General features: G+C 61.6%; 18 protein-coding genes. 8 read left to right on the plus strand and 10 right to left on the minus strand.

The features are described from left to right. Positions 1-39: 39 nt before the first annotated feature. The 6 genes from G6N74_RS22440 to G6N74_RS22465 are packed head-to-tail and all read right to left on the minus strand — an operon-like array spanning position 40 to position 5,533. Positions 40-1,209 carry a DegT/DnrJ/EryC1/StrS family aminotransferase gene (locus tag G6N74_RS22440; RefSeq protein ID WP_165120231.1) on the minus strand — a complete coding sequence of 390 codons (1,170 nt, stop codon included), beginning with the start codon at positions 1,207-1,209 and terminating at the stop codon, positions 40-42. Further along, positions 1,206-2,180, minus strand: a complete 975-nt coding sequence (locus tag G6N74_RS22445; protein WP_165120232.1) for an NAD-dependent epimerase/dehydratase family protein — start codon at positions 2,178-2,180, stop codon at positions 1,206-1,208. Before G6N74_RS22445 ends, G6N74_RS22440 begins: the two co-directional genes overlap by 4 nt. Next, positions 2,170-2,901 (minus strand): acyltransferase, encoded by a 732-nt coding sequence (locus G6N74_RS22450; protein WP_165120233.1) that lies wholly within the window; start codon positions 2,899-2,901, stop codon positions 2,170-2,172. Before G6N74_RS22450 ends, G6N74_RS22445 begins: the two co-directional genes overlap by 11 nt. Further along, the gene (locus G6N74_RS22455) at positions 2,891-3,997 is read right to left on the minus strand and encodes a DegT/DnrJ/EryC1/StrS family aminotransferase (protein WP_165120234.1); all 1,107 of its coding nucleotides are present in this window, start codon (positions 3,995-3,997) and stop codon (positions 2,891-2,893) included. The genes G6N74_RS22450 and G6N74_RS22455 overlap by 11 nt, the downstream gene beginning before the upstream one ends. Beyond that, positions 3,994-5,031 (minus strand): Gfo/Idh/MocA family protein, encoded by a 1,038-nt coding sequence (locus G6N74_RS22460; protein WP_165120235.1) that lies wholly within the window; start codon positions 5,029-5,031, stop codon positions 3,994-3,996. Before G6N74_RS22460 ends, G6N74_RS22455 begins: the two co-directional genes overlap by 4 nt. Position 5,032: 1 nt before the next feature. Continuing rightward, positions 5,033-5,533, minus strand: a complete 501-nt coding sequence (locus tag G6N74_RS22465) for an acyltransferase (RefSeq protein WP_119814149.1) — start codon at positions 5,531-5,533, stop codon at positions 5,033-5,035. A gap of 556 nt (positions 5,534-6,089) precedes the next feature. Here G6N74_RS22465 and G6N74_RS22470 point away from each other — a divergent pair. Then, a complete protein-coding gene (locus G6N74_RS22470; protein ID WP_165120236.1) occupies positions 6,090-7,307 on the plus strand; it encodes a glycosyltransferase family 4 protein in 1,218 nt (405 codons plus the stop codon). After that, entirely contained in the window at positions 7,304-8,341 is a 1,038-nt protein-coding gene (locus G6N74_RS22475) for a glycosyltransferase family 2 protein (protein WP_165120237.1), read from the plus strand. The genes G6N74_RS22470 and G6N74_RS22475 overlap by 4 nt, the downstream gene beginning before the upstream one ends. A gap of 50 nt (positions 8,342-8,391) precedes the next feature. On the opposite strand, the gene G6N74_RS22480 is transcribed toward G6N74_RS22475, so the two are convergent. Continuing rightward, positions 8,392-9,477, minus strand: a complete 1,086-nt coding sequence (locus G6N74_RS22480; protein ID WP_246245872.1) for a glycosyltransferase family protein — start codon at positions 9,475-9,477, stop codon at positions 8,392-8,394. A 254-nt stretch (positions 9,478-9,731) separates the two neighbouring features. On the opposite strand from G6N74_RS22480, the gene G6N74_RS22485 reads away from it, so the two are divergent. The 3 genes from G6N74_RS22485 (at position 9,732) to G6N74_RS22495 (ending at position 13,736) form a co-directional block, all read left to right on the plus strand. Beyond that, entirely contained in the window at positions 9,732-11,180 is a 1,449-nt protein-coding gene (locus G6N74_RS22485) for an O-antigen ligase family protein (RefSeq protein ID WP_165120238.1), read from the plus strand. A gap of 130 nt (positions 11,181-11,310) precedes the next feature. Then, complete coding sequence (locus G6N74_RS22490; protein ID WP_165120239.1) at positions 11,311-12,516, plus strand: GNAT family N-acetyltransferase; 1,206 nt, start codon at positions 11,311-11,313, stop codon at positions 12,514-12,516. Between the two features lie 2 nt (positions 12,517-12,518). Next, positions 12,519-13,736: a glycosyltransferase family 4 protein gene (locus G6N74_RS22495; protein WP_165120240.1), complete on the plus strand. Its 1,218-nt coding sequence runs from the start codon at positions 12,519-12,521 to the stop codon at positions 13,734-13,736. Positions 13,737-13,759: 23 nt separating this feature from the next. Here the strand turns inward: G6N74_RS22495 and G6N74_RS22500 are convergent, their stop codons facing one another. Then, positions 13,760-14,683 (minus strand): glycosyltransferase, encoded by a 924-nt coding sequence (locus G6N74_RS22500; protein ID WP_165120241.1) that lies wholly within the window; start codon positions 14,681-14,683, stop codon positions 13,760-13,762. Between the two features lie 418 nt (positions 14,684-15,101). Between G6N74_RS22500 and G6N74_RS22505 the strand changes: the two genes are divergently transcribed. Genes G6N74_RS22505 through wecC form a run of 3 tightly spaced genes read left to right on the plus strand, consistent with a single transcriptional unit; the run spans position 15,102 to position 18,424 of the window. Continuing rightward, positions 15,102-16,313 (plus strand): hypothetical protein, encoded by a 1,212-nt coding sequence (locus G6N74_RS22505; protein ID WP_246245873.1) that lies wholly within the window; start codon positions 15,102-15,104, stop codon positions 16,311-16,313. Between the two features lie 20 nt (positions 16,314-16,333). After that, the gene (locus G6N74_RS22510; RefSeq protein WP_165120242.1) at positions 16,334-17,143 is read left to right on the plus strand and encodes a WecB/TagA/CpsF family glycosyltransferase; all 810 of its coding nucleotides are present in this window, start codon (positions 16,334-16,336) and stop codon (positions 17,141-17,143) included. 24 nt (positions 17,144-17,167) lie between these two features. Next, positions 17,168-18,424, plus strand: coding sequence for a UDP-N-acetyl-D-mannosamine dehydrogenase (gene wecC, locus G6N74_RS22515; protein WP_091915783.1), 1,257 nt, complete (start codon positions 17,168-17,170; stop codon positions 18,422-18,424). Between the two features lie 190 nt (positions 18,425-18,614). On the opposite strand, the gene wecB is transcribed toward wecC, so the two are convergent. Further along, positions 18,615-19,817: a non-hydrolyzing UDP-N-acetylglucosamine 2-epimerase gene (wecB, locus tag G6N74_RS22520; protein ID WP_165120243.1), complete on the minus strand. Its 1,203-nt coding sequence runs from the start codon at positions 19,815-19,817 to the stop codon at positions 18,615-18,617. Between the two features lie 50 nt (positions 19,818-19,867). Beyond that, the gene (locus tag G6N74_RS22525; RefSeq protein ID WP_205826810.1) at positions 19,868-20,752 is read right to left on the minus strand and encodes an ExeA family protein; all 885 of its coding nucleotides are present in this window, start codon (positions 20,750-20,752) and stop codon (positions 19,868-19,870) included. Positions 20,753-20,769 lie beyond the last annotated feature (17 nt).

A 20,769-nucleotide genomic window follows, 5' to 3' on the forward strand; every position in this document is an offset into this window, starting at 1 on the left:
TGCCAGCGGCTTTATTGGATCGATCTCGATGCGATGCGGCTATTCCGCTGCCCGGATGTTGCTTGCGTCAAGGCATTCGCGAAGCGTGTCGACCACGGCCAGAAGCTCGGCGTCCGTCATCTGCGCATAGAGCGGCAGGATCACGGTTCCGTTTTGTGCGGCGACGCTTTGCTGGAGGCTCGTGCCAGAGCGATGCGTGTCGGGGGCTGCGTAGGCATCCTCGAGATGAATGTTCATCACGCCGCGCCTCGTCGAAACGCCCCTGTCGAGCAAGGCCTGCATGACTGAGCGCTGGCCGACCCAGTGAGGCAGCCTGACACAGTAACTTTGCCAGTTGCTGCGCCCCCAACTCGGCTCCAACGGTGTTTCGAGGCCGGGTATGTCGCGAAGATGTTTCGTGTAGAGGTCGGCAAGCTGCCGGCGCCGTGCGACGATTTCGGGGAGCCGCTTCAGTTGTTCGCGCCCGACGGCCGCCTGCATGTCCGTCATGCGGTAATTGTAGCCGATCTCGGGATAGCTTTCGTAGATGACCTGGCTGGAACCGTGGCGGACCGTATCAGGCACGCTCATGCCGTGCTGGCGCCACAGCTTGAACTTCCGGTCATATTCCGGATTGGCGGTCGTCAGCATGCCGCCGTCGCCGGTCGTCACCACCTTGCGGGGATGGAAGGAGAAGCAGGCGATGTCGCCATGCGGCTTGCCGATCTTTTCCCACTGGCCGTTCCAGAGAATTTCGCTGCCTGTCGCGCAGGCGGCGTCTTCGATGACCGGTATGGAATAGCGTTTGCCGATCTCCACGATCTGGCGCAGGTCGCAGGGCATGCCGAGCTGGTGCACGCACAGGATCGCCTTGGTGCGCCTTGTGATCGCGCCTTCGATCAGGTCCGGGTCGATGTTGAAGCCATCCGCCTCGATATCGACGAAAACCGGAACGCCGCCGCAATAACGGATGGCGTTGGCGGTGGCGATGAAGGAATGGCTGACGGTGATCACCTCGTCGCCGGGGCCGATATCCACGGCCCGCAACGCCAGGTGAAGTGCTGTGGTGCAGTTCGATAGTGCGCAGGCATGCGGCGCACCGACAAGCTCGGCAAATTCACGCTCGAATGCTGCAACCTCAGGCCCCTGCGTTACCCAGCCGGACAGAATTACACGGCGGACTGCTTCGACTTCGCGTTCGTCGAGAATGGGCTTGGCAACCGGTATCATTCCGCTGCCTCCCGGGTCGCGGCACTTTCGGCCTGCCACCAGGCGACAAGATCGCGAAGACCATCATCGAGTGGGATCTGCGCTTCGAAACCGATCATATCCCGCGCCTTGGTGATGTCGGCAAGACGGCGCGGCACGGCATTGACCTTGCGTGCCGGCGCATGCGTCGGTTCGATCGACGAACCCATGATACGGGTCAGCTTCTGCGCCAGTTCGAGCAGGCTGGTCTCCTCGCCGCTGGCGACGTTGAACACCTCGTCTGTGACATCGGATTTCGCCGCCAGGATGTTGGCGCGCGCGATGTCTGCGACATGGACGAAATCCATCGTCTGCGAGCCGTCGCCGAAGATAAGCGGCGGCTGGCCGGCAGCGAGGCGTTCCATCCAGCGGATCAGAACTTCGGTGTAGACGCCATAGACGTCCATGCGCGGGCCGTAGACGTTGAAGTAGCGCAGCGCGACATAGTTCAGGCCGTACATATCGGCGAAGCTGCGCAGCAGCCCTTCGTTGAAGGCCTTCGCCGCACCGTAGATCGTGCGGTTGTTGTAAGGGTGATGCGCTTCGGTCGTCGGGAAGCTTTCGGCCAATCCCAGCACCGAGGCGGAAGATGCCGCGACGACCTTGGACACCTTGGCACTGACCGCCGCTTCGAGCACGTCGAACGTGCCGCCGGCGAGCACGTCGAAAGCCAGTCGCGGCTCCTCGGCACATTGCGTGATGCGGATTGCCGCCTGGTGGAAGACGATATCGACGCCGTCGAAGAGCTTTGCCAGCAGTGCGCGATCGCGGATATCGCCTTCGACGATGGTGAGCGGAAAGGCGTCCATCGCCGCCTGAAGGTTCTCCCTCCGGCCACGCACGAAATTGTCGAGAATGATGATCTCGCGCGGCTGTTCCTTCGCAACCAGATCGGCGATGTGGGACCCGATGAGCCCCGCCCCGCCGGTGATGAGAACGCGCTTATCTTTCATGGATTGCCCCGTTGTTTTGCGACGCCGTTCGCGTCAGATCCGAATCCGTTCGCCAGTGCAGGAATTTTGCCGGCACGCCGGCGACGACCGAGAATGGTTCCACGTCCGAAACCACCACCGCGCCCGCGCCTACAATCGCGCCCTTGCCGATGGTGACACCGGGAAGGATGGCGGCGTTGGTGCCGATGTCGGCCCAGGCTTCAATGCGCACTGGCTTGATTTCGAGGTCGGTGCGCACGATCGGCACATCCGCCGGCATGCCGGTGTGGGCGGAACCGAGCACCTTGGCGCCGGGGCCGAAGCCGACATATTCTTCCATCACCAGATTACGCGCGTCGAGAAAGGCCTGCGGGCCGATCCAGACATTGTTGCCGATGACGCAGGTGCCGTCATAGCGGCCCTGGATGTTGGCCTGCGCGCCGACGAAGACGCCATTGCCGAACTCGAATGTTTCCGGGTGCTTGAACACCGCGCCGCTGCCGACCTGCAGGCGGGCGCCGCAGCTGCGCGAAAGCGCGCGCAAGATGGAACGGCGCATCAGCGCGTCGACGAAACCGTCACCGAACGAAAAACGGCCGTAGAGTTCGACCAGTCCCGAAGCGCCGTATGACGTTTTCAGGGTTTCCGCCAGTTCGAGTTCATAGGCGGGGTCGGCAAGGATTTCCTGCCTGCCATGAACCGCCTTGACGATGCGGGCGGCGGGAGCGGGATCAAGCGACATAGGCTTCCTGCTCCACCGCAGCGACCACCTGCTCCACCTGCCTCGATGTCATCTCGGGATAGATAGGCAGCGAGAGAACTTCGCGGGCAGCAGCCTCCGATTCCGGGAACGCGCCTGCCTTGTAGCCAAGGTCCGCATGCGCCTTCTGCAGATGGACGGGAATGGGATAATGCAGACCGGTCTGCACGCCTTCTGCCTGCAAGGCGCGCTGCAGCCCGTCGCGGTCGCGCGTCCGAACGGCATAGATGTGATAAACGTGGCGGCGGTCCGCGAGCTCGGTGGGGGCTTTAACCTGCCTTGATCCGGAAAGAAGAGCGGAATAGTGCCGCCCGTGGTCTCGCCGCGCCTCGGTCCAATCCTCGAGATGCCGAAGCTTGACCCGCAGGATCGCGCCCTGGATGCCGTCCATTCGATAATTAAAACCCTTCAGCGTGTGATGATAGCGCTGCTCCTGGCCCCAGTCGCGCAGCATGCGGATCGTCTTGGCATGCTCGTCGTCATTGGTGACGACGATGCCACCCTCGCCGCAGGCACCCAGATTCTTGCCGGGGTAGAAACTGAAGCAGCCCGAGATACCGATGCTTCCGGCGCGCCTCTTTTTGTATTCGGAACCATGGGCCTGGCAGGCGTCCTCAATGACCGGAATTCCGTAACGGTCGGCGATTTCCATGATCGGCGCCATGTCGGCCATCTGGCCGTAGAGATGAACCGGGATGATCGCCTTGGTGCGCGCGGTGATAGCGGCTTCCAGCTTGGCCGGGTCCATCGTGAAGGTCGTCGGTTCGATGTCGACGAAGACCGGCGTTGCGCCCGTATAGCAGACGGCAGAAACGGAGGCGACGAAGGTGAAAGGTACGGTTATGACTTCGTCGCCGGGACCGACACCGGCGGCGAGCAACGACAGATGCAGCGCGCTCGTTCCGGTGTTGACGGCGATTGCGTGTTTTGCGTCACAATAGGCGGCGAACTCACGCTCGAAGGCTGCAACCTCGTCGCCAAGAACATATTGGGCGGAAGCCAGCACGCCCAGAACGGCGGCATCCACCTCGCCCTTGATGCTCGCATACTGGGCTTTCAGATCGAGAAACGGGATCATGCTATGCGCCTCGCGCGCTCGAGTTCGATGACGCGCCCGCGTTGGGCAAGCGACTGGGTGGCGGCTTCAAGGATGCGCACGACGCGCAGGCCGGCATGGCCGTCGGCGGTCGGCACAGCGCCCTGCTCGATGCAGTTAACGAACTCGCGAAGCTCGACGCCGAGGGCTTCTGTCGAGTCGAGTTGCGGCGCCCACATGTCGCCGGTGCGGTAGCCGACCAGCATCTGATAGACCTTTTCGCCGTTCTTCTGCGGATTGCCGTTGAGCGTGATGCCCTTGTCGTAGACCTTGATCTTCTCGCTCGGCTCGAGATCGTCATAGACGATCATCTTACTGCTGCCGCCGATCAGCGTTCGGCGCACCTTCACCGGGGCCAGCCAGTTGACGTGGATATGAGCAATCATGCTGTTGTCGAAGAACAGGTTGAGATAGGCGATGTTCTCCGGCTCGCCAACGACGTGGCTCATGCCGGTCGCCGAGACGGCCACCGGCTTGGCGGGCAGGACATAATCCATGATTGAGAGATCGTGGACGGCGAGATCCCAGACGACGCTGACATCGTGCTGGAACAGGCCGAGATTCACGCGGACCGAGTCGTAGTAATAGATGTCGCCAAGCCCGCTTTCGACAAGCTCGCGCATCTTCCGGACGGCGCCGGTGTGAACGAAGGTGTGGTCCACGGCCAGCACGAGCTTGCGCCGCGAAGCCTCGTCCACCAGCCGGCGTGCCTCGTCAGCAGTGGCGGCCATCGGCTTTTCGACAAACACATGCTTGCCGGCCATCAGCGCGCTCATCGCCAGCCTGAAATGAGCGGAAACCGGAGTGGCGATCGCGATTGCATCGACGCGCGGATCGCGCAGGACTTCGTCGAAGTCGTCCGTGATCTCGACGGCGGGATAGCGCGCCTGGACGCTGACCAGCCGCTCCTTCTTGAGATCGCAGACGCTGATCAGCCGCGCACCAGGTGTTTCGGCAAAATTGCGAACGAGGTTGGGACCCCAGTAACCGTAACCAACTACAGCAACGCCGATCATGTCACTCTCCCGAAACGATGCGGCGGACCGGAGCGTCCTTGGCCCTGCCGACGATCCGCGCCGGAACGCCGGCGACGATCGCGTAGTCCGGAACGTCCTTGGTGACGACGGAGCCGGCGCCGATGAGCGCGCCCCTGCCGATGATCACGCCTGCGAGGATGGTGGCGTTGCTTCCGATCGAGGCATGTTGCCTGACCAGCGTGGGGATGACGGTCCAGTCTTCGTCGGTCTGGAGGCCGCCGTCGGTGGTCACGGCGCGTGGATGAAGGTCGTTGGTGAACATGACACCGTGGCCGACGAACACGCCGTCTTCCAGCGTCACCCCTTCACAGATGAAAGTGTGGCTCGAAATCTTGCAGTTCTGGCCGATCGTGGCATTTCGCTGGATCTCGACGAATGTGCCGATGCGCGAACCCGCGCCGACATGGCAGCCATATAGATTGACCAGATCCGGGTGATGGATGACCACACCTTCGTCCAGAGTGACATCGGAAGAAATCATTCCGTCAGTTTCCCTGTTTCCTGAGCCGCTGCCCCGCACACTGCGCGATGCGCCGGCTGGATATGGAAACAGAGGAGCAATCCGTGCCCGTCATGCCGATCCCCGCCGTTCACTTGCCAGAGTTTTGAAGAAGCGCTGAAAGTAAATCCGTCCGATAACCAGATTTCTTTTCAGGATCGGAGTAAAGGAAAGAAAACGCAGTACATTCCCGTCCGAAAGGCTTAGGTGGCATAGACCGAGTGGCAGGGTCTTGTTACCCGCTATTTGCGCAGCAGACGGGATTTGCGGGCTTGCGCGGCACCAGGCTCCGGGCGATGCGCATCAGCTAAGCGATAGTAAGCCATTCGAGCACTGGAAGGTGCGGGGAATAGTACCCGGCCTAATCCTTAGGGCTTATGGAGTGACCGGGCCATCCTCCGGAGAAATCAGGGATAGAAACGGGACCTACTCGTAAGCCTAAAGTTCGGAGCCGACGGAAACCTCTATAGTTCGGTCAAACTCGCCAGCGAGTCCATGCGGGACGCGTGGCCGTTGATCAAGCGCGGAGGTAGACAGGGTGCAAGTCGGGGAACGGATTTTCGAACAGATACAGGAACCGGACGCAAGGCCGAAGCTGATGATCGCCACGCGGGTGTTCGGCGCCAGCGGCCAGCCCTGGATGTGGCGGCAGGTGGTCGGGTTTCAGGGCTTTCGCAAGGAACTGCTTTGCTGGGAACGGCAGAACGCCGGCACCCAACCGACGAACGACGTTCGCGAGCACGTGCTGCCGGGCAAGCTTGCGCCCTACCACAATGACGGGCGCTGGCTCTATCGCTCCCGGGCGATCTTCAACGGCAGCTTCTATGCGGCGATCGGCGAGGAGCGCACGCGCCTGAAAGAGCTGTTCGACAAGGATCGGCCAGACGTCATCCTTTGCAACTTCGGCGACATCGCCATGCGCCTGCTGCCGACTGCGCGCGAGGCCGGAATTCCGCTGATCGCCTATTTCCACGGCGATTTTTCCTTCATCCGCAACAGGTGGTACCGCTGGAGCCTCTATCGCTGCCTGCATGATTTCGCAGCGATCGTCGTGGTGACAGACGCAGAACGGCAATGGCTGCGCGAACACGGCGCGCCGGAAGACAAGATCCATTACATTCCCTGCGGCGCGCCGACGGATGTGTTCCGGCCGGTGCCCGAGCGCAGCGACGATCTGGTGCGGTTCATCATGGTTTCACGGCTGTCCGAGGAAAAAGGCTGCGATATCTCGATAAGAGCCTTTTCCGAGGTCGCCAAGGTGAACCCGAAGGTCCGGCTCGGCATTTTCGGCGACGGGGTCGAGCGTGAAAATCTTGGGGAACTCGTCAAGAGACTTGGGCTGGTCGACAAGGTGACATTCCATGGCTTCATCGACGAGTTGAGCCTCGCGAAGAAACTGCCTTTGCACGACATCTTCATCCAGCATTCGCGCATAAAGGAAGGTTCGCCGGTATCGATCGTCGAAGCCATGTCCTGCGCCCTACCGGTGGTCGCAACGACGATCGGTGGCATCACCGACCAGATCGCCACCGGGCAGAACGGTTATCTGGTTTCGGAAGGTGACATCGAGGGCATGATCGCCGCGATGCAGCGGCTTGCAGCAGATCCGGTGCTGCGCAAGCAGCTCGGCGCCGTCGGCCGGGAGCGCGCCGTGGCCTGTCATGACGCTGCCAAGCAGACGCGACGGCTCGGCGAACTGGTCATGGATGTCACACGAATGAGCAGCATGAAGCTACAGGGCGCACTGGCCTCATGACGACCGTTCAGATCATCGTGCCGTGCTATAATTACGGCCGCTACCTGCGGGCATGCGTAAACAGCGCGCTATCGCAGGAAAATGTCGATGTGAAGGTTCTGATCATCGACGATTGTTCGTCCGACGATACACTGGATATGTGCAGGCAGCTGTCGTCCGAAGATCACCGCGTGGACTATATCCACCACGCGGTAAACAAGGGTCATATCGCGACCTATAATGAGGGTCTGGCACTTGCCGACAGCGACTATCTCGTTCTTTTGTCGGCGGACGATCTGCTGACCCCGGGCTGCCTGTCGCGGGCGACGGCCCTGATGAACTATCATCCTTCGGTCGGGCTGACCTACGGCTATCCCATACCGGTCTACGACGCGACGCTTCCGCTGGCGAGAACTGAGGACACCGGCTGGACGATCTGGAGCGGCGGCGACTGGATCGAGCGCATGTGCCGGGCCGGAAAGAACTTCATCTGCTGTCCGGAGGTGGTGATACGCACGAGCATCCAGCATCGGCTGGGTGGGTACAAGGCATCACTTCCCCATTCGGCAGACATGGAAATGTGGCTGCGCGCAGCCGCCATCTCGGATATCGGCCGCATCAATGGCGCCGACCAGGCCTATTACCGCGTTCACAACGCAAACATGCATCGGACGGTACATGCCGGCTTCCTGTATGATCTGCGGGCGCGCCGCGATGCCATTCTGTCGGCTTTCGAAAACGAGGCCGGAGCCTTGCCGGATGCGGCTGCGATGCAGGACACTGCGCGGCGGACGCTTGCGCTGACTGCGCTTCGCTATGCCTGCCAGATCATCGATTCCGGTAGAGCGGAGAATGAGCCGGTCGACCTCTACCGCGAATTCGCACTCGATCTCTATCCGGCGGCAGCGAACACCAGGCAGTGGCAAGGCCTGGAGCGCAGGCGCAATGGCGTCGATGGTGCGATCTCGACCGTGATGGCGCGCGGTCACGCGCAACTGCGCGAGATCGCCGACAAATATGCGTGGCGTCGCTGGTGGCAAACGGGGCTGTATTGATCGAGTTGCCAAACCGCTAACGCAGGCAGCCGGCTTTTGGGCGCGCAGCGTTAAACGCGTTCCACCGCCGCGTTGTGATGCAGAAGCTCGGAATAGATGCTGGTCACGTCTTCGCGCTCGCGCGCCGGCGAATATTCGGACAGGACGAAGCGGGACGCTTCAAGCCCGCGCTCGCGGCACCAGCCGGGCTCTTGGCGCTCCGCGATAATGGCTTTCTCCACCGCGCTGGCGAAACCAAGTATGTCGCCGGACTCGATCGGCGCGCTGAACTCGGCGCGAAAGAATTCCCGGCCGGCAAAACCATGATTGCCGATGACGTAGTTCCCGCATGCCATCGCCTCCGCCGGAGGCAGGCCGAACCCTTCCTGGTGGGTAAAGGCAAGGAAGATGCGTGTGGCTCGCAGGCGGTCCGCGACCTGCGAATGTGTCAGCCTGTCCAGCGGCACGATCTCCCAGCCGTCGAGGATGCCGCGCGCCTCCAGCATCTCCAGAACCTGCCGCGCATCTTCCCGCCCGCGCCGGGGCATATAGGCTATGCGCTGCCCGGACGGTTCGCTGCCCGGATGGAACAATGCCGGATCGATGCCTAGATGGACGCGCCGTATCAGCGTTTCGCCGAATGCCCAGCCGAGCATCTCCTGATTGTGCCGCGAGACAGTGATGATGCCTGCAAGGCCCGGATTGGCCGCGTAGAGACGTGCGACCTGATGGACCGGGCGCTTCCAGGTCAGATGGCTGTTCTGGTTGAAGATGACGTGGCGCGTGCCCCGTGGCAGCTGAAGCAGAAGGTCGATGTCGACTTCGGGAACAACGAGCAGGTCACCGCCGCACACTGCAGCGCTGGCGATATCCGTTACCCTGGTCTCGTGCTCGAACCATTCGCAGCGGAAGCCGGGGCGATGGTGAAGGACAAAGGCGCGAATTCCGGCCGCGTTCAGAATGTCGACGTGCCGGTATATGACGCGTATGCCGCCCGAGGGTTCGGGATGGTCCGGCGTCAGGAAATAGACCGCAGGCGTGGAGGTCTTCTTGTCACTGACCTGAATCTCCAGTCGGCGCCTGCGCCGGCGATCCTTCGCCTCGCTCATCCTTCGAAACAGGGATCGCGCCAGATTTTCCGCAGACACCAAGGTCATTCTTCAGCTCACCGCTTGCCTGGTCATGCTGCCGGAGCTTCGTGATGGCCTAAGCTTGGAGTATCCCCGACCTGTGGGAAAAGAGTTCCACGATGTCCGGTGCAAAGCAATTCCACCTTTTATACATCAAAGTAACTACTCACCTGACCCGGATATTTACTGCTACCCAAGTTGCAGGAGCGTAAATTCGGATCTGCTGCAAAGATTATCTGCGAGCGGCCGACATTGGAACGCGGGTGAACCGGGCAACCAAAATGGTGGATGGAACCTTCGGCGCGGTGTCCGACCACGCCGGCGAAGTCAGGCAAGGCCGGCAATCCGGAGCGGGCAGGCTTTCGGCCCGGGCCGAACAGTCCGGGCGTGAAAAGTCTACGCACCGCGGCCTGCCATGGCCCGTCTTCCTCTTCATGGCGGGATTGCTCATTCCCTGGATCATCACCATCGGTCCGATCCGGATGTCGCTCTATCGCTTCATTCTTCTTGCCTTCCTTTTACCCTGCCTGATCGGCTGGATAAGCGGCAAAGCGGGGCGTATCCGGGTCGCCGATATTTCCTTCATCCTGTACTGCTTCTGGTGCTTTCTCGCGATCGGGATGATCCACGGCTTCGACTATGCCTTTCAGCCATCCGGCATGATCTTCATCGAGACGGTTGGCGCCTATATGCTGGCCCGGTGCTTCATCCGCGACGCCGATGATTTCTACAACATGGTGCGCATGCTACTGCGGCTCGTGACCCTGCTCCTGCCTTTCGCGGTCTTCGAAGCGATCACCGGGCGCAATATATTGCTGTCGGTTTTTGCTGCAGTCTATCCGACATTCCCGGACAACTTCGTTGATCCCCGCTGGGGCATGCGGCGCGTCCAGAGCGTCTTCGAACATCCGATATTGTACGGCGTGGTCTGTGCCAGCGCGCTGGCTTTCACGCATATGGTGCTTGGCTACGGGAAGAGTTTTGTGGGCCGCTGGCGCGGCACGGGCATCGTCATAGCAGCGACTTTCTTTTCACTGTCCGCTGGCCCTATGACGGCGCTGGCCAGCCAGGGCATGCTGCTCGGCTGGAACTGGGTATTCAGAAACATAGAGGCGCGCTGGAAGATCCTGTGCGCCTTCGGGTTCCTGGCTGCGATGTCGATAGAACTCCTGTCCAACCGTTCCGTGCCGGTCGTGTTCATGTCGTATTTTTCGTTCGACGAATCCTCGGCCTATGTCCGCGCCGAAATATATCGATACGGTTCCGCATCGATCATGAACCATCCGCTTTTCGGTGTTGGTTTCGGCTATTGGGAGCGTCCGTCATGGATGAGCCCCAGCATCGACATGTTCTGGATCATCGACGGCGTCCGCCACGGGCTGCCGGCGGAGCTGTTCATGGCGCTGGGCTTCTTTGCGGTCTATCTGCCCGTGGCGTTCAGATCGGGGCTCGACGAGAGAACGCAGGCTTACAAGACCGCATTCGTGATCGCGATGACTGGTTTCTTCCTGGTCGGGTGGACGGTCTACTTCTGGAACGCGACCTACGTCATCTTCATCTTCCTGATCGGCAGCGGCGTATGGATACTGGATGTGGAGACGGATGCCGTGGCGGCGGCCCCACGCGATAGATCGCGCGGTGAAACGGCCGGCAATGATCGTCGAAATGGGCGTGTGGCGGGACGAGGCAAGCAGCCAGTCGCGGAAGGTCGCAAACGTCCATACGCCTAATTGCCGACCGATCTAAATCTATAGATGCCAGCCTACTTTCTGGCCGCTCGTGTATGCCTCAGGTAGCTTCGTAGCGGAGACTCCGCAATCGATGAAGAGTTCGTTCAGCCAATCCTCGGGGGTGCGGTTCATGACTGCCATTATGGAATCCCGCAGGTTCGTCGCCGACCACAGTGCGGTCGTCGAAGAGAAGGTAACGGTTGCGACCACGCTGGAAGAGGTCGAAGCGCTCCGGGATGTCTGGAAGTCGCTTCACGTCGACGACATCGATTCAGACATCGACTACTACATGACCGTGGTGCGCCATGCCGATCAGGTCATCCGACCGCATGTGGTTCATATCCGCCAGGACGGAGGGGCCGACCTGCTGGCGGTTGCCCGGCTTGAAAACCTGCCCGTGCCTTTCCGGTTCGGATACCGGCGGCTTGGTTCCGCCACCTTGCGTGCGATCGTGGTGACCTTTGGCGGCATACTGGGTGCAAGGAACAAATACGAGGAAGAAATCGTCCTGCGGCACCTGAAGAAGGATCTCGACAAGGGTGTCGCCGACCTCATCCTGATGCGCAATGTCGATGTCGACAGCACACTCTACGCGACCGCCCTTGTAGCAACGGGCTGGGCGCAGCGGGCACATGCGCAGCCCGTTTCCCGCCGCTGGATGGCGGTGATACCGGATTCGATGACGCGTTTCCTCGAGACGCGTTCGGCCAAGACGCGAGGCAATCTGCGCCGGCATGACAATCAGCTCCGAATGGAATTCGCAGGCCGGTTGGAGCTTCGGCATCTGGATCGTCCGGAAGATGCGGCCGATCTGTATCGCGACATGGAAGCTGTCGCCGCGAAAACCTATCAGCGCGGTCTCGGCGTGGGGTTTTCCGGCACACCGATGCAGTGTGCGCTGATCAAGCTCGGGCTCGACCGTGGCTGGTACCGAACCTGGATGCTCTATATCGACGAGCGCCCCGTCGCCTTCTGGAGCGGCTTTGGCTATGGCGGCACTTTCCAGATCGGCACGCCCGGCTTCGATCCCGATATGAGCAAACTCTCCATCGGGCGCTTCACAATGCTGCGAATGCTCGAGGATCTGTGCGCCGATCCCGCTATTTCGGAACTCGATTTCGGTCACGGCGAAGCCGATTACAAATCCTCCTTCGGGCGGGCTGTTCGCTCCGAAAGCGAGGTCATGCTTGCCGCGTCGCGGCCATGGCCGACGCTGGTGATGCTTGCCGTATCGTCACTGTCCTTTGCCAACAATCTGGTTCGCCGGCTTGTCGAGAATTCCGAATGGGGCCGCCGCCTGAAGGCAGGATGGCGCCGTCGCATGGCCAGCAGGTAACCATGGCCAGGCTTCTGCTCGTAGCACCGACCTGCAACGGCGAGGATGTCGGTGAGGCGTGGGTCGCCTTTCAATGGGCACGGCGTCTCGGCGAGCGGCATGATGTGACCTTGCTGACCTATCACAAGCGAGGGGCCCGGCCCGCAGCGCAGCAGCTTCCGGGCATGAAGGTCGTGGAATGGACCGAGCCGCCGCTGCTTGGCCGCGCCGAACGGCTGAACAGCATGCTGAAGCCCGGCTACGTTCCGTTCTATTTCCGCGCCAGAAAATGGATACGACAGGCAATTGCCGAGGGGCAGCGTTTCGATCTCGTGCACCAGCCCGTGCCGGTCGCCATGCGCTATCCTTCGCCTGCGGCCGGTCTTGGCATCCCGTTCGTGATAGGGCCCGTGGGTGGCGGTCTGTCGTCTCCAGATGGCTTTGCCGGCGATGAAGGCTCCGCGCCGTGGTTCATGGCGCTGCGAGGGCTCGATCGGTACCGGCAACAGTGGGACCCGCTTTTACGCAAGACCTTCAGGACCGCGGACTGCGTGTTCGGAATAGCCGCCTATGTGAAGGAGCAGCTGGCCGCAATCCCGCTGCGCCGGTTCGAGGTCCTGAGCGAAACAGGTCTGGACGAAATTCCTGCGCCCATAGATCGCAGTGGGCGATCCGAAACAATCCGGCTGCTTTACGTCGGACGCCTCGTGCGGACGAAAGGCGCTCGCGACATCATACGCGCCATGGGCATGCTGCGAGATGTTTCGGTCCGGCTCGACATCGTCGGCGAAGGTCCGGAACGCGCGGAGTGCGAAGCGCTCATCGCCAGCCTAGATCTTGGCGACCGCGTCGCGCTTTATGGATGGCGTTCCAAGGCCGAGGTCGCGGAATTCTACAAGCAGGCCGACGTCTTCGTCTTTCCGAGCTATCGCGAACCCGGTGGCAACGTGGCGCTGGAGGCGATGGGTTATTCGCTGCCGCTTATCGTCGTTGATCGCGGCGGACCGGGAAGTGCGACAACGGACGCCTGCGCCATAAAGCTTTCGGTCACCACGCCGGAAGCGCTCGCGATCGATATCGCGGCTGCGATCCGAAGGCTGGCGACCAATCCGGCACTGCGGCGCAGGATGGGCGAGGCAGCCCATGCGCATGTCAGGAAAAGCGCCTTGTGGAGCGCCAAGCTCGATCGTGTGGACAGCATCTATGCGCAACTCATCAGCGCCCGTCGCAAGGACGCGTGATCGTCCAGCCACCGGCACTGTCTCTATAAGGTGAGTGCGGCACGCAGCGCTGCGCGATGCCCCGGTCCGAATGTGAATCGCATGGTCTCGCCGACGACTATGCTCAGCCGGAACAAGGCCGTGGAAAGACGCCCGTGATGACGGCGATAATAGCGAATCCGGTTTTTCGTCATCAGCGCCGAAAGGAACGGATTGTCGTGATATTCGCCGCCGATATGAACGACCTGCGCCTGAGGATGGTACACCACTGACAGGCCGCTTCGGCGAACCCTCTCGAGATAATCGACTTCTTCGCTGTAGAGGAAGAATGACTCGTCCCATTCACCGGCGACTCGACGGGCTCGGGCTCCAACAAGCAGGGCGGCACCCGTCGCCCATTCGACGACGCCACCGCGATCGTAAATCGCCGGATCATCGACGATCTCGCCTGCGCCTATCCGCGCCGCGATCGTCGTTCCCAGCAAGGCGTCCGACCATGCCGTCGTCATCGACGGTTCGCGCCGAAGGGACAAAGCGGTCGTCCCGTCCTCATGGAGGATCTGCGGCACGACTATGCCCGCCGTGGGGTCCGACAGTCTTTTGCTGAGCAGACGCACGGAACCCGGCAGAAGCCGAACATCGGGATTGAGGATCAGGACGTCCAGGTCGGATCCGACTATAGCCGTCGCGGCGTTGATGCCGGCAGCGTATCCGGCGTTGCGGCCCATCCTGATCACTCTCGGATGGGTCGGATGGGCTAGCGCAATATCGACCGACGCGTCGTGAGAATCATTGTCGACGATGATGATCTCGTGACGGCTGATCCCGGCCAGTCCTTCCGGGATCGAGTCGAGCAGACCGGGCAAGACCTTGGCGCTGTTGTAGGTGACGACCACCACGGCAACGCCAGCCGTGTCACTAACGCCGGCAGGCGCAAGGATCGATGCAGGTTCAGTCGGTCCATCCATTTGCATTCACCCAGACTCTTGGCTTCGAGATGCCGAAATACAGGGAAATTCTGCCGGATAGTTTGCAGGAATATCAGCACAATGAAAGTCTACATGAGGTGGTGAACTTAGAGGTACACCAACAAGCTCTTTCAGCCATGGAGCTGACTCCGATGATACTAACCATAGTCCTATCGGAGTAGGTCGAACGCTCCAGTACAGGTCCGGAAAACGGCTCCGTAAGTCTTTCAGGGCGATAGAATATTTCTTCAGATTTTCTAGCATCGATCTGTGTCTCGGCGTGGCGGGACTGTGAAGCGTCAGTTCATCGCCGTGCCTTTCAACTGTAACCGCCAGTGCCTCCGGGCACATGGAGAAACCCTCGTGCAGTGGCCGAAAGGTCGACGCACGCAAGATCGAGAGGCCGTCGGCAAGCCGCATGAACCCGCAGCCAAATCTTACCGGACCCGTCGAAGTTTTCCCCATTGACCGCCTTCAGGCGCTCGACGCCGAATCCCGCGCAACCCGGGCGCGGACAGAGCAGCTCATCGAGCTGGCCAAGAAGGGCCTGCCGCAGATGTTTGCGCATGGCGCATTCGTTCACACCGTTCGCGAGCTTAAGACGGCATCAGGCCGGAGTGTCCGTGCCGAGGGCGACAGCCTGCGTTATGCGGCAAATGTCGCGTCGGGACTGGCCTTCGTGGACGAGGACGTTCAGCGGCACATTCTCGAAGGCGCAACCGCTGCGGATTTGGCCTTGAACTGCGCGCGGCGCGCGGAGAAATCAAAGGATCCCGGCGCGGTTGCACTTTGCGCCTGGGCTGCGGCAGAAGTGGCCGACGTCTATGCCAAGCCGCTGTTGAAGCGCTTGACTGCCCTGCTCGAGTCGGAAGAGACGATTGCCACGGTGGATTGTTCCTGGACGCTGATTGCCGCCCTTGCGGCGCGCCATCTTGGCGACACCGAGCATCTGAGCACGCTTGCGGCCAATCGCCTGATGGGTGGGCAAGGCGCGACCGGACTTTTCCCGCACATGCTGCCCGCCGTTTCCAATGGCCGGCTGCGTGCCCACATCGGCTGCTTTGCCGATCAGGTTTATTCGACGCAGGGGCTAGCCCGCCTGTCGGTGGCGAAGAACGATCCGACAGCGCTCGCCGCAGCCGAAGCATCGGGTGGGCGCATCGCTCACCTCCAGGGTCCAGCCGGTCAATGGTGGTGGCACTATGACACGCGCGACGGAAGTGTCGTCGAAGGTTATCCCGTCTACAGCGTCCATCAGCATGCGATGGGACCAATGGCCCTGCTCGACCTGCGCGAGGCCGGCGGCACCGATCATATGAAGTCGGTGGCCAAGGGATTGCGCTGGCTGGACGAACACCCCGAGGTCGATGTTCCGATGGTGTCCGAAGAGGACGGCGTGATCTGGAGAAAGGTCGCGCGCCGCGAACCGAAAAAGGCCGTCAGGGCAATTTCGGCACTCACCACAGGGCTCAAGCGCGGCTTCCACCTGCCAGGGCTCGACATCATGTTTCCGCCCAGCCGCGTCGACTACGAGTGCCGCCCCTATGAACTCGGCTGGCTGCTCTATGCGTGGCTCTCCGGCGGCGTCGTCGAGAGGCTGCGCAACGGTGCAGTCCGTGGCGGCAGGTGACAGACCAGGGAGCATTCGACATGCCGACCGAACAGCAATTGTTATTCGGGCTCTACCTCGAGCCGCTGCGGATGGAAGAGGTGATCCAGCGCTGCCACACGGCTCTCGTGACGAGGAGCAAGCTGCTGCTCGGCGTGCTCAATGCGGCCAAGGTCGTCAATCTGCGCAGCGACGCGCTTTTGCGGGACTCGCTGCTGGAATGCAACATGCTGCTTGCAGATGGACAGTCCATCGTCTGGGCGAGCAGGTTGCTGGGGCGTCCCCTGCCCGAGCGGATCGCCGGCATCGACATCTTCGAACAGCTGCTGGCGCTTGCACATCGCGAAGGCCGCTCCATCTATCTTCTTGGCGCCCAGCCCGATGTCTTGCGTATGCTCGAGACGCGCCTGCAGGTGCGGTTTCCGGGCCTGAAAGTGGCTGGCCGGCATGACGGTTATTTCAAGGCCAACGAGTCCGCACTCATAGCGGCCGAGATACGGGCCTCCGGTGCCGACATGCTGTTCCTTGGCATGGCTTCGCCGAAGAAGGAGATCTTCCTTGGCTCCTATGGGGCGACGCTGAATGTTCCGATACTTCACGGCGTCGGCGGCTCGTTCGACATACTTGCAGGCATCACCCGGCGCGCGCCGGTAATGTGGCAGCGTGCGGGGATGGAATGGGCCTACAGGCTGCTGCAAGAGCCGCGCCGACTGTGGTGGCGGTATCTGAAGACGAACACCGCCTTCCTTCTGCTTACTGCCCGCGAACTGGTTCACCCCGCTCGCGCTTTCCGGCCGACAAGGTCGATCACCGGCGGCGGCACATTGGCTGCCAGCCGTCAAAATCAGTAACGAGGCGGGCGTGGGGCTCCTTTGATGAACGAAGTTTTTTCCGGTCGATTGGCCATAGTCGGGATGGGGTATATTGGCCTGCCCACCGCTGTCGTTCTGGCGACGCGCGGCATCGACGTGATCGGCGTCGACATCAATCCCGCAACGGTTGCCGCGGTATCGCGTGGCGAGGTTCCCTTCGTGGAGCCGGATCTGGCTGTCGCCGTCAGCGGGGCGGTCGCCATGGGCCGCCTCTCGGCCACCAGCGAGATGCCCGAGGCGGACGCCTTCATCATTGCCGTGCCGACGCCGTTCAACGGCGACCGCACCGCCAATCTTTCCTATGTACAGGCTGCCGCCGAGCAGATCGCACCTAAGTTGAGGTCGGGCAACATCGTCGTGCTGGAATCGACCTCGCCGCCCGGAACGACCGAGAAGATCGCTGAATGGATCGGCGCGTTGCGGCCCGATCTGAAAATGCCGCATGACGGCGAGACCGGGGCCGATATTTTCGTCGCCCATTGCCCGGAGCGGGTTCTGCCGGGCCGCATCATGATCGAGATGATCACCAACGACCGCGTCGTCGGCGGGCTGACGAAGCGCTGCGCCGAGCGCGCCGCATCGATCTATCGGGTATTTGCGCAGGGCGAAATCCTGCTCACGGATGCCGCCAGCGCCGAGATGGCCAAGCTTGTCGAAAACGCCTATCGCGATGTGAACATCGCTTTCGCGAACGAGATTTCGCTCATCACGGAATCGCTGCATATCGACGTCTGGGAAGTCATCCGCCTGGCCAACAGGCATCCGCGCGTCAACATACTGAGCCCCGGTCCCGGCGTCGGCGGGCATTGCATTCCGGTGGACCCGTGGTTCATCGTTGCGGCAGCGCCCAAACTGTCTCCGCTGATCCGCACCGCGCGCGAGGTTAATGACCGGCGCCCGCACCATGTCGCCGAGCAGGTCGCCGAAAAAGCAAAGCGCTTCCGCGAGCCGACCATTGCGTGCCTTGGACTGACGTTCAAAGCCAATGTCGATGATGTCAGGGAGAGCCCGGCCATCGAAGTCGTCGGTCTGATTGCCGAAGCACTTCCCAATGTCGACATATTGCTTGCAGATCCCTATGTGGACTCCTTGCCGTCGATGCTCTCGGGTTACTCGAACCTGCGCATGGAAGGCGCCTATCAGGCCGTGGAGCGCGCCGACATCGTCGTGCTCCTGGTCGAGCACGAACCCTTCAAGGCGATCCGCAACACGCGGCTGGGCGGCAAGGTCGTCTACGATACGCGCGGTGCCTGGCGCTGAAGCCAGGCCCCAATTCCCTCACAAGAACCGGCCAGCTTCGCTGCAGTCTCGGCTAAGGATATCCCTATCCTTCGATGGCAGGGTCGAACTGCCACTCTCCCCGTCCACCCTTGTTGTTGAATGAAGCACGAGTGCCGACCCAGCCCATCCGATATCATCGGATGGGCTGGGTGTTTACGCCTGATTGGGATCAGGCGGCAAAACCGCTGACGACCTGCGCGGCGCGGCGTGGAGATGCGCTTTCCTCGATCCGGATCGTCGGATCGAATTCGACCGGAAGATCACCGATACCGAAGAAATGCTCGATCGCGCGAACGGAACGTTCGGCAGCGTGCCCGTCGCCGTAGGGGTTCACGGCGTGTGCCATCTTCTGGTAGGCGACCTTGCTGGTCAGCAAGGTCGAGACCTCGTCGACGATAAGGTCCTCATCGGTGCCGACCAGCCGCACCGTGCCGGCGGACACGGCCTCCGGGCGCTCCGTCGAATCCCGCATGACCAGCACCGGCTTGCCCAGTGACGGAGCTTCTTCTTGAACGCCCCCGCTGTCGGTGAGCACGACACTGCAGTGATACATGGCGCGCACGAAGTCGCTGTAACCGAGCGGCGCGGTGATCAGCACATTGTCGAGCCCGGCCAGAGGGGGAAGCAGCACCTCGCGGACGGCCGGGTTGAGATGGGCCGGCAGCAGGAAGGCTATGTCGGGAAAGGTTCTGGCGAGGCGGGCGATGGCGCGGGCGGTGCGGGCCATGGGCTCGCCCCAGGATTCGCGCCTGTGCGCGGTGATCAGCACGCTGCGCCGGCCGTTGATCTTGCCAAGGTCCGGGTTTTCGGCCGGCAGATCCCGGGAGACAACATCAAGCAGGGCGTCGATGACGGTGTTGCCGGTGACGACGATATTGCTCTTGTGAATCCCGTCGTACAGCAGGTTTTCCCGCGATGTGCTTGTCGGCGCCAGATGAACCGCTGCCAGCTGTGTCGTGAGACGGCGGTTGGCTTCTTCCGGAAATGGATTGTAGGGGTCGCCTGTTCTCAAGCCTGCCTCGAGATGAACGACCGGAACCTTGCGGTAGAACGCGGCGAGCGCCGCGGCAAAACAGGTCGTGGTGTCGCCCTGGACGAGAACGGCATCCGGTACTTCGGCCTCGATGACCTTCGAGACGCCGTCGAGTACGCGGCTGGTGATGTCCTCCAGCCGCTGCCGCTCGGTGATGATGTTCAGGTCGTGGCTCGGCCGGATGCCGAACAGATCGTTGACCTGGTCGAGCATTGCGCGGTGCTGGCCGGTGACGGCCACAACCGGTTTGCAGTGACGGGAGCGGCTCAACGCGTCAACCAGCGGCGCCATCTTTATGGCTTCGGGACGCGTACCGTAGACGATCAAGACCTTGCGCATGTCGAAATCCTTCTTCTGCCGGCGCTCCTGCAAGCGGCCGCGCTGTTGGACTAGTCTGCGAAACCCTGCTTGCCTGGTGTCTCGACCGCAGTCGTCGCGGCCATGTCGAGAAACTGCATCTTGCGGTCGGCGACGACCTGTCGGACGACGTCCTCGTCAACGACGGAAATGTCTTCGGCGAAAGCGTAGACCAGCGCGTAGTCGCAGATCTGGTTGATCACACGCGGCAAGCCGCGGCTTGCCTGGAACACGATTTCGCAAGCCCCCGGCGTGAAGATCTCGTGGTCGGCGCCTGCGACCTTGAGGCGATGCGCGATGTAGTCCTGCACGGCCTCGGCCGACATGCCGAAGAGATGAAAATCTGCGGCCACGCGCTGGGCGAACTGCACCATTTTCGCGCGGCTGATGATCTGTCTCAGCTCTGGTTGCCCGACCAGAACGATCTGCAGCAGCTCGTCTCTTTCGCCGTTCATGTTGGAGAAGCCCCTCAGCTCCTCCAGCATCTTCTCCGAAAGGTTCTGTGCCTCGTCGAAGATGAGAATGGTGTGACGCCCGGCTGCGTGCTGCTCCTTCAGGAAAGCCTCGAATCGGGAGAACATCTGGACATAGGACATCCGCCCGGTGATTGGCTGCCCGAGCGATGACAATATCCAGTGGAGCAGCTTGCCCCGCTCGCCATGGGCATTCGAGATCAATCCCAACTTGAGGTCGGAAGGCGCCGAGCGCAGCAGGTGCCAGATGAGCGTGGTCTTGCCTGCACCCACCTCCCCGGTGATGACGGTGATGGGGGCGAAGGTTGCCAGCCCATATTCGAGCATCGCGTAAGCGCGGGTGTGATTTGCCGACCAGAACAGGAAATCGGTGTCAGGCCGCAGGCTGAATGGCCGTCCGGTCAGGCCAAAGTGTTCGGAATAGATCAGAAAGGTACTCGACATCGCGATCCTGCGAACAC

It is taken from the genome of Mesorhizobium zhangyense (assembly GCF_011045115.1).
GTDB classification, from domain to species: domain Bacteria; phylum Pseudomonadota; class Alphaproteobacteria; order Rhizobiales; family Rhizobiaceae; genus Mesorhizobium_M; species Mesorhizobium_M zhangyense.

Excerpts from the sequence above, each read along its gene's own strand:
- G6N74_RS22440 (WP_165120231.1), bottom strand. The coding sequence starts at position 1,209 with ATGATACCGGTTGCCAAGCCCATTCTCGACGAACGCGAAGTCGAAGCA.
- G6N74_RS22445 (WP_165120232.1), bottom strand. The coding sequence starts at position 2,180 with ATGAAAGATAAGCGCGTTCTCATCACCGGCGGGGCGGGGCTCATCGGG.
- G6N74_RS22450 (WP_165120233.1), bottom strand. The coding sequence starts at position 2,901 with ATGTCGCTTGATCCCGCTCCCGCCGCCCGCATCGTCAAGGCGGTTCAT.
- G6N74_RS22455 (WP_165120234.1), bottom strand. The coding sequence starts at position 3,997 with ATGATCCCGTTTCTCGATCTGAAAGCCCAGTATGCGAGCATCAAGGGC.
- G6N74_RS22460 (WP_165120235.1), bottom strand. The coding sequence starts at position 5,031 with ATGATCGGCGTTGCTGTAGTTGGTTACGGTTACTGGGGTCCCAACCTC.
- G6N74_RS22465 (WP_119814149.1), bottom strand. The coding sequence starts at position 5,533 with ATGATTTCTTCCGATGTCACTCTGGACGAAGGTGTGGTCATCCATCAC.
- G6N74_RS22475 (WP_165120237.1), top strand. The coding sequence starts at position 7,304 with ATGACGACCGTTCAGATCATCGTGCCGTGCTATAATTACGGCCGCTAC.
- G6N74_RS22480 (WP_246245872.1), bottom strand. The coding sequence starts at position 9,477 with ATGACCTTGGTGTCTGCGGAAAATCTGGCGCGATCCCTGTTTCGAAGG.
- G6N74_RS22485 (WP_165120238.1), top strand. The coding sequence starts at position 9,732 with ATGGTGGATGGAACCTTCGGCGCGGTGTCCGACCACGCCGGCGAAGTC.
- G6N74_RS22490 (WP_165120239.1), top strand. The coding sequence starts at position 11,311 with ATGACTGCCATTATGGAATCCCGCAGGTTCGTCGCCGACCACAGTGCG.
- G6N74_RS22495 (WP_165120240.1), top strand. The coding sequence starts at position 12,519 with ATGGCCAGGCTTCTGCTCGTAGCACCGACCTGCAACGGCGAGGATGTC.
- G6N74_RS22500 (WP_165120241.1), bottom strand. The coding sequence starts at position 14,683 with ATGGATGGACCGACTGAACCTGCATCGATCCTTGCGCCTGCCGGCGTT.
- G6N74_RS22505 (WP_246245873.1), top strand. The coding sequence starts at position 15,102 with ATGAACCCGCAGCCAAATCTTACCGGACCCGTCGAAGTTTTCCCCATT.
- G6N74_RS22510 (WP_165120242.1), top strand. The coding sequence starts at position 16,334 with ATGCCGACCGAACAGCAATTGTTATTCGGGCTCTACCTCGAGCCGCTG.
- wecC (WP_091915783.1), top strand. The coding sequence starts at position 17,168 with ATGAACGAAGTTTTTTCCGGTCGATTGGCCATAGTCGGGATGGGGTAT.
- wecB (WP_165120243.1), bottom strand. The coding sequence starts at position 19,817 with ATGCGCAAGGTCTTGATCGTCTACGGTACGCGTCCCGAAGCCATAAAG.
- G6N74_RS22525 (WP_205826810.1), bottom strand. The coding sequence starts at position 20,752 with ATGTCGAGTACCTTTCTGATCTATTCCGAACACTTTGGCCTGACCGGA.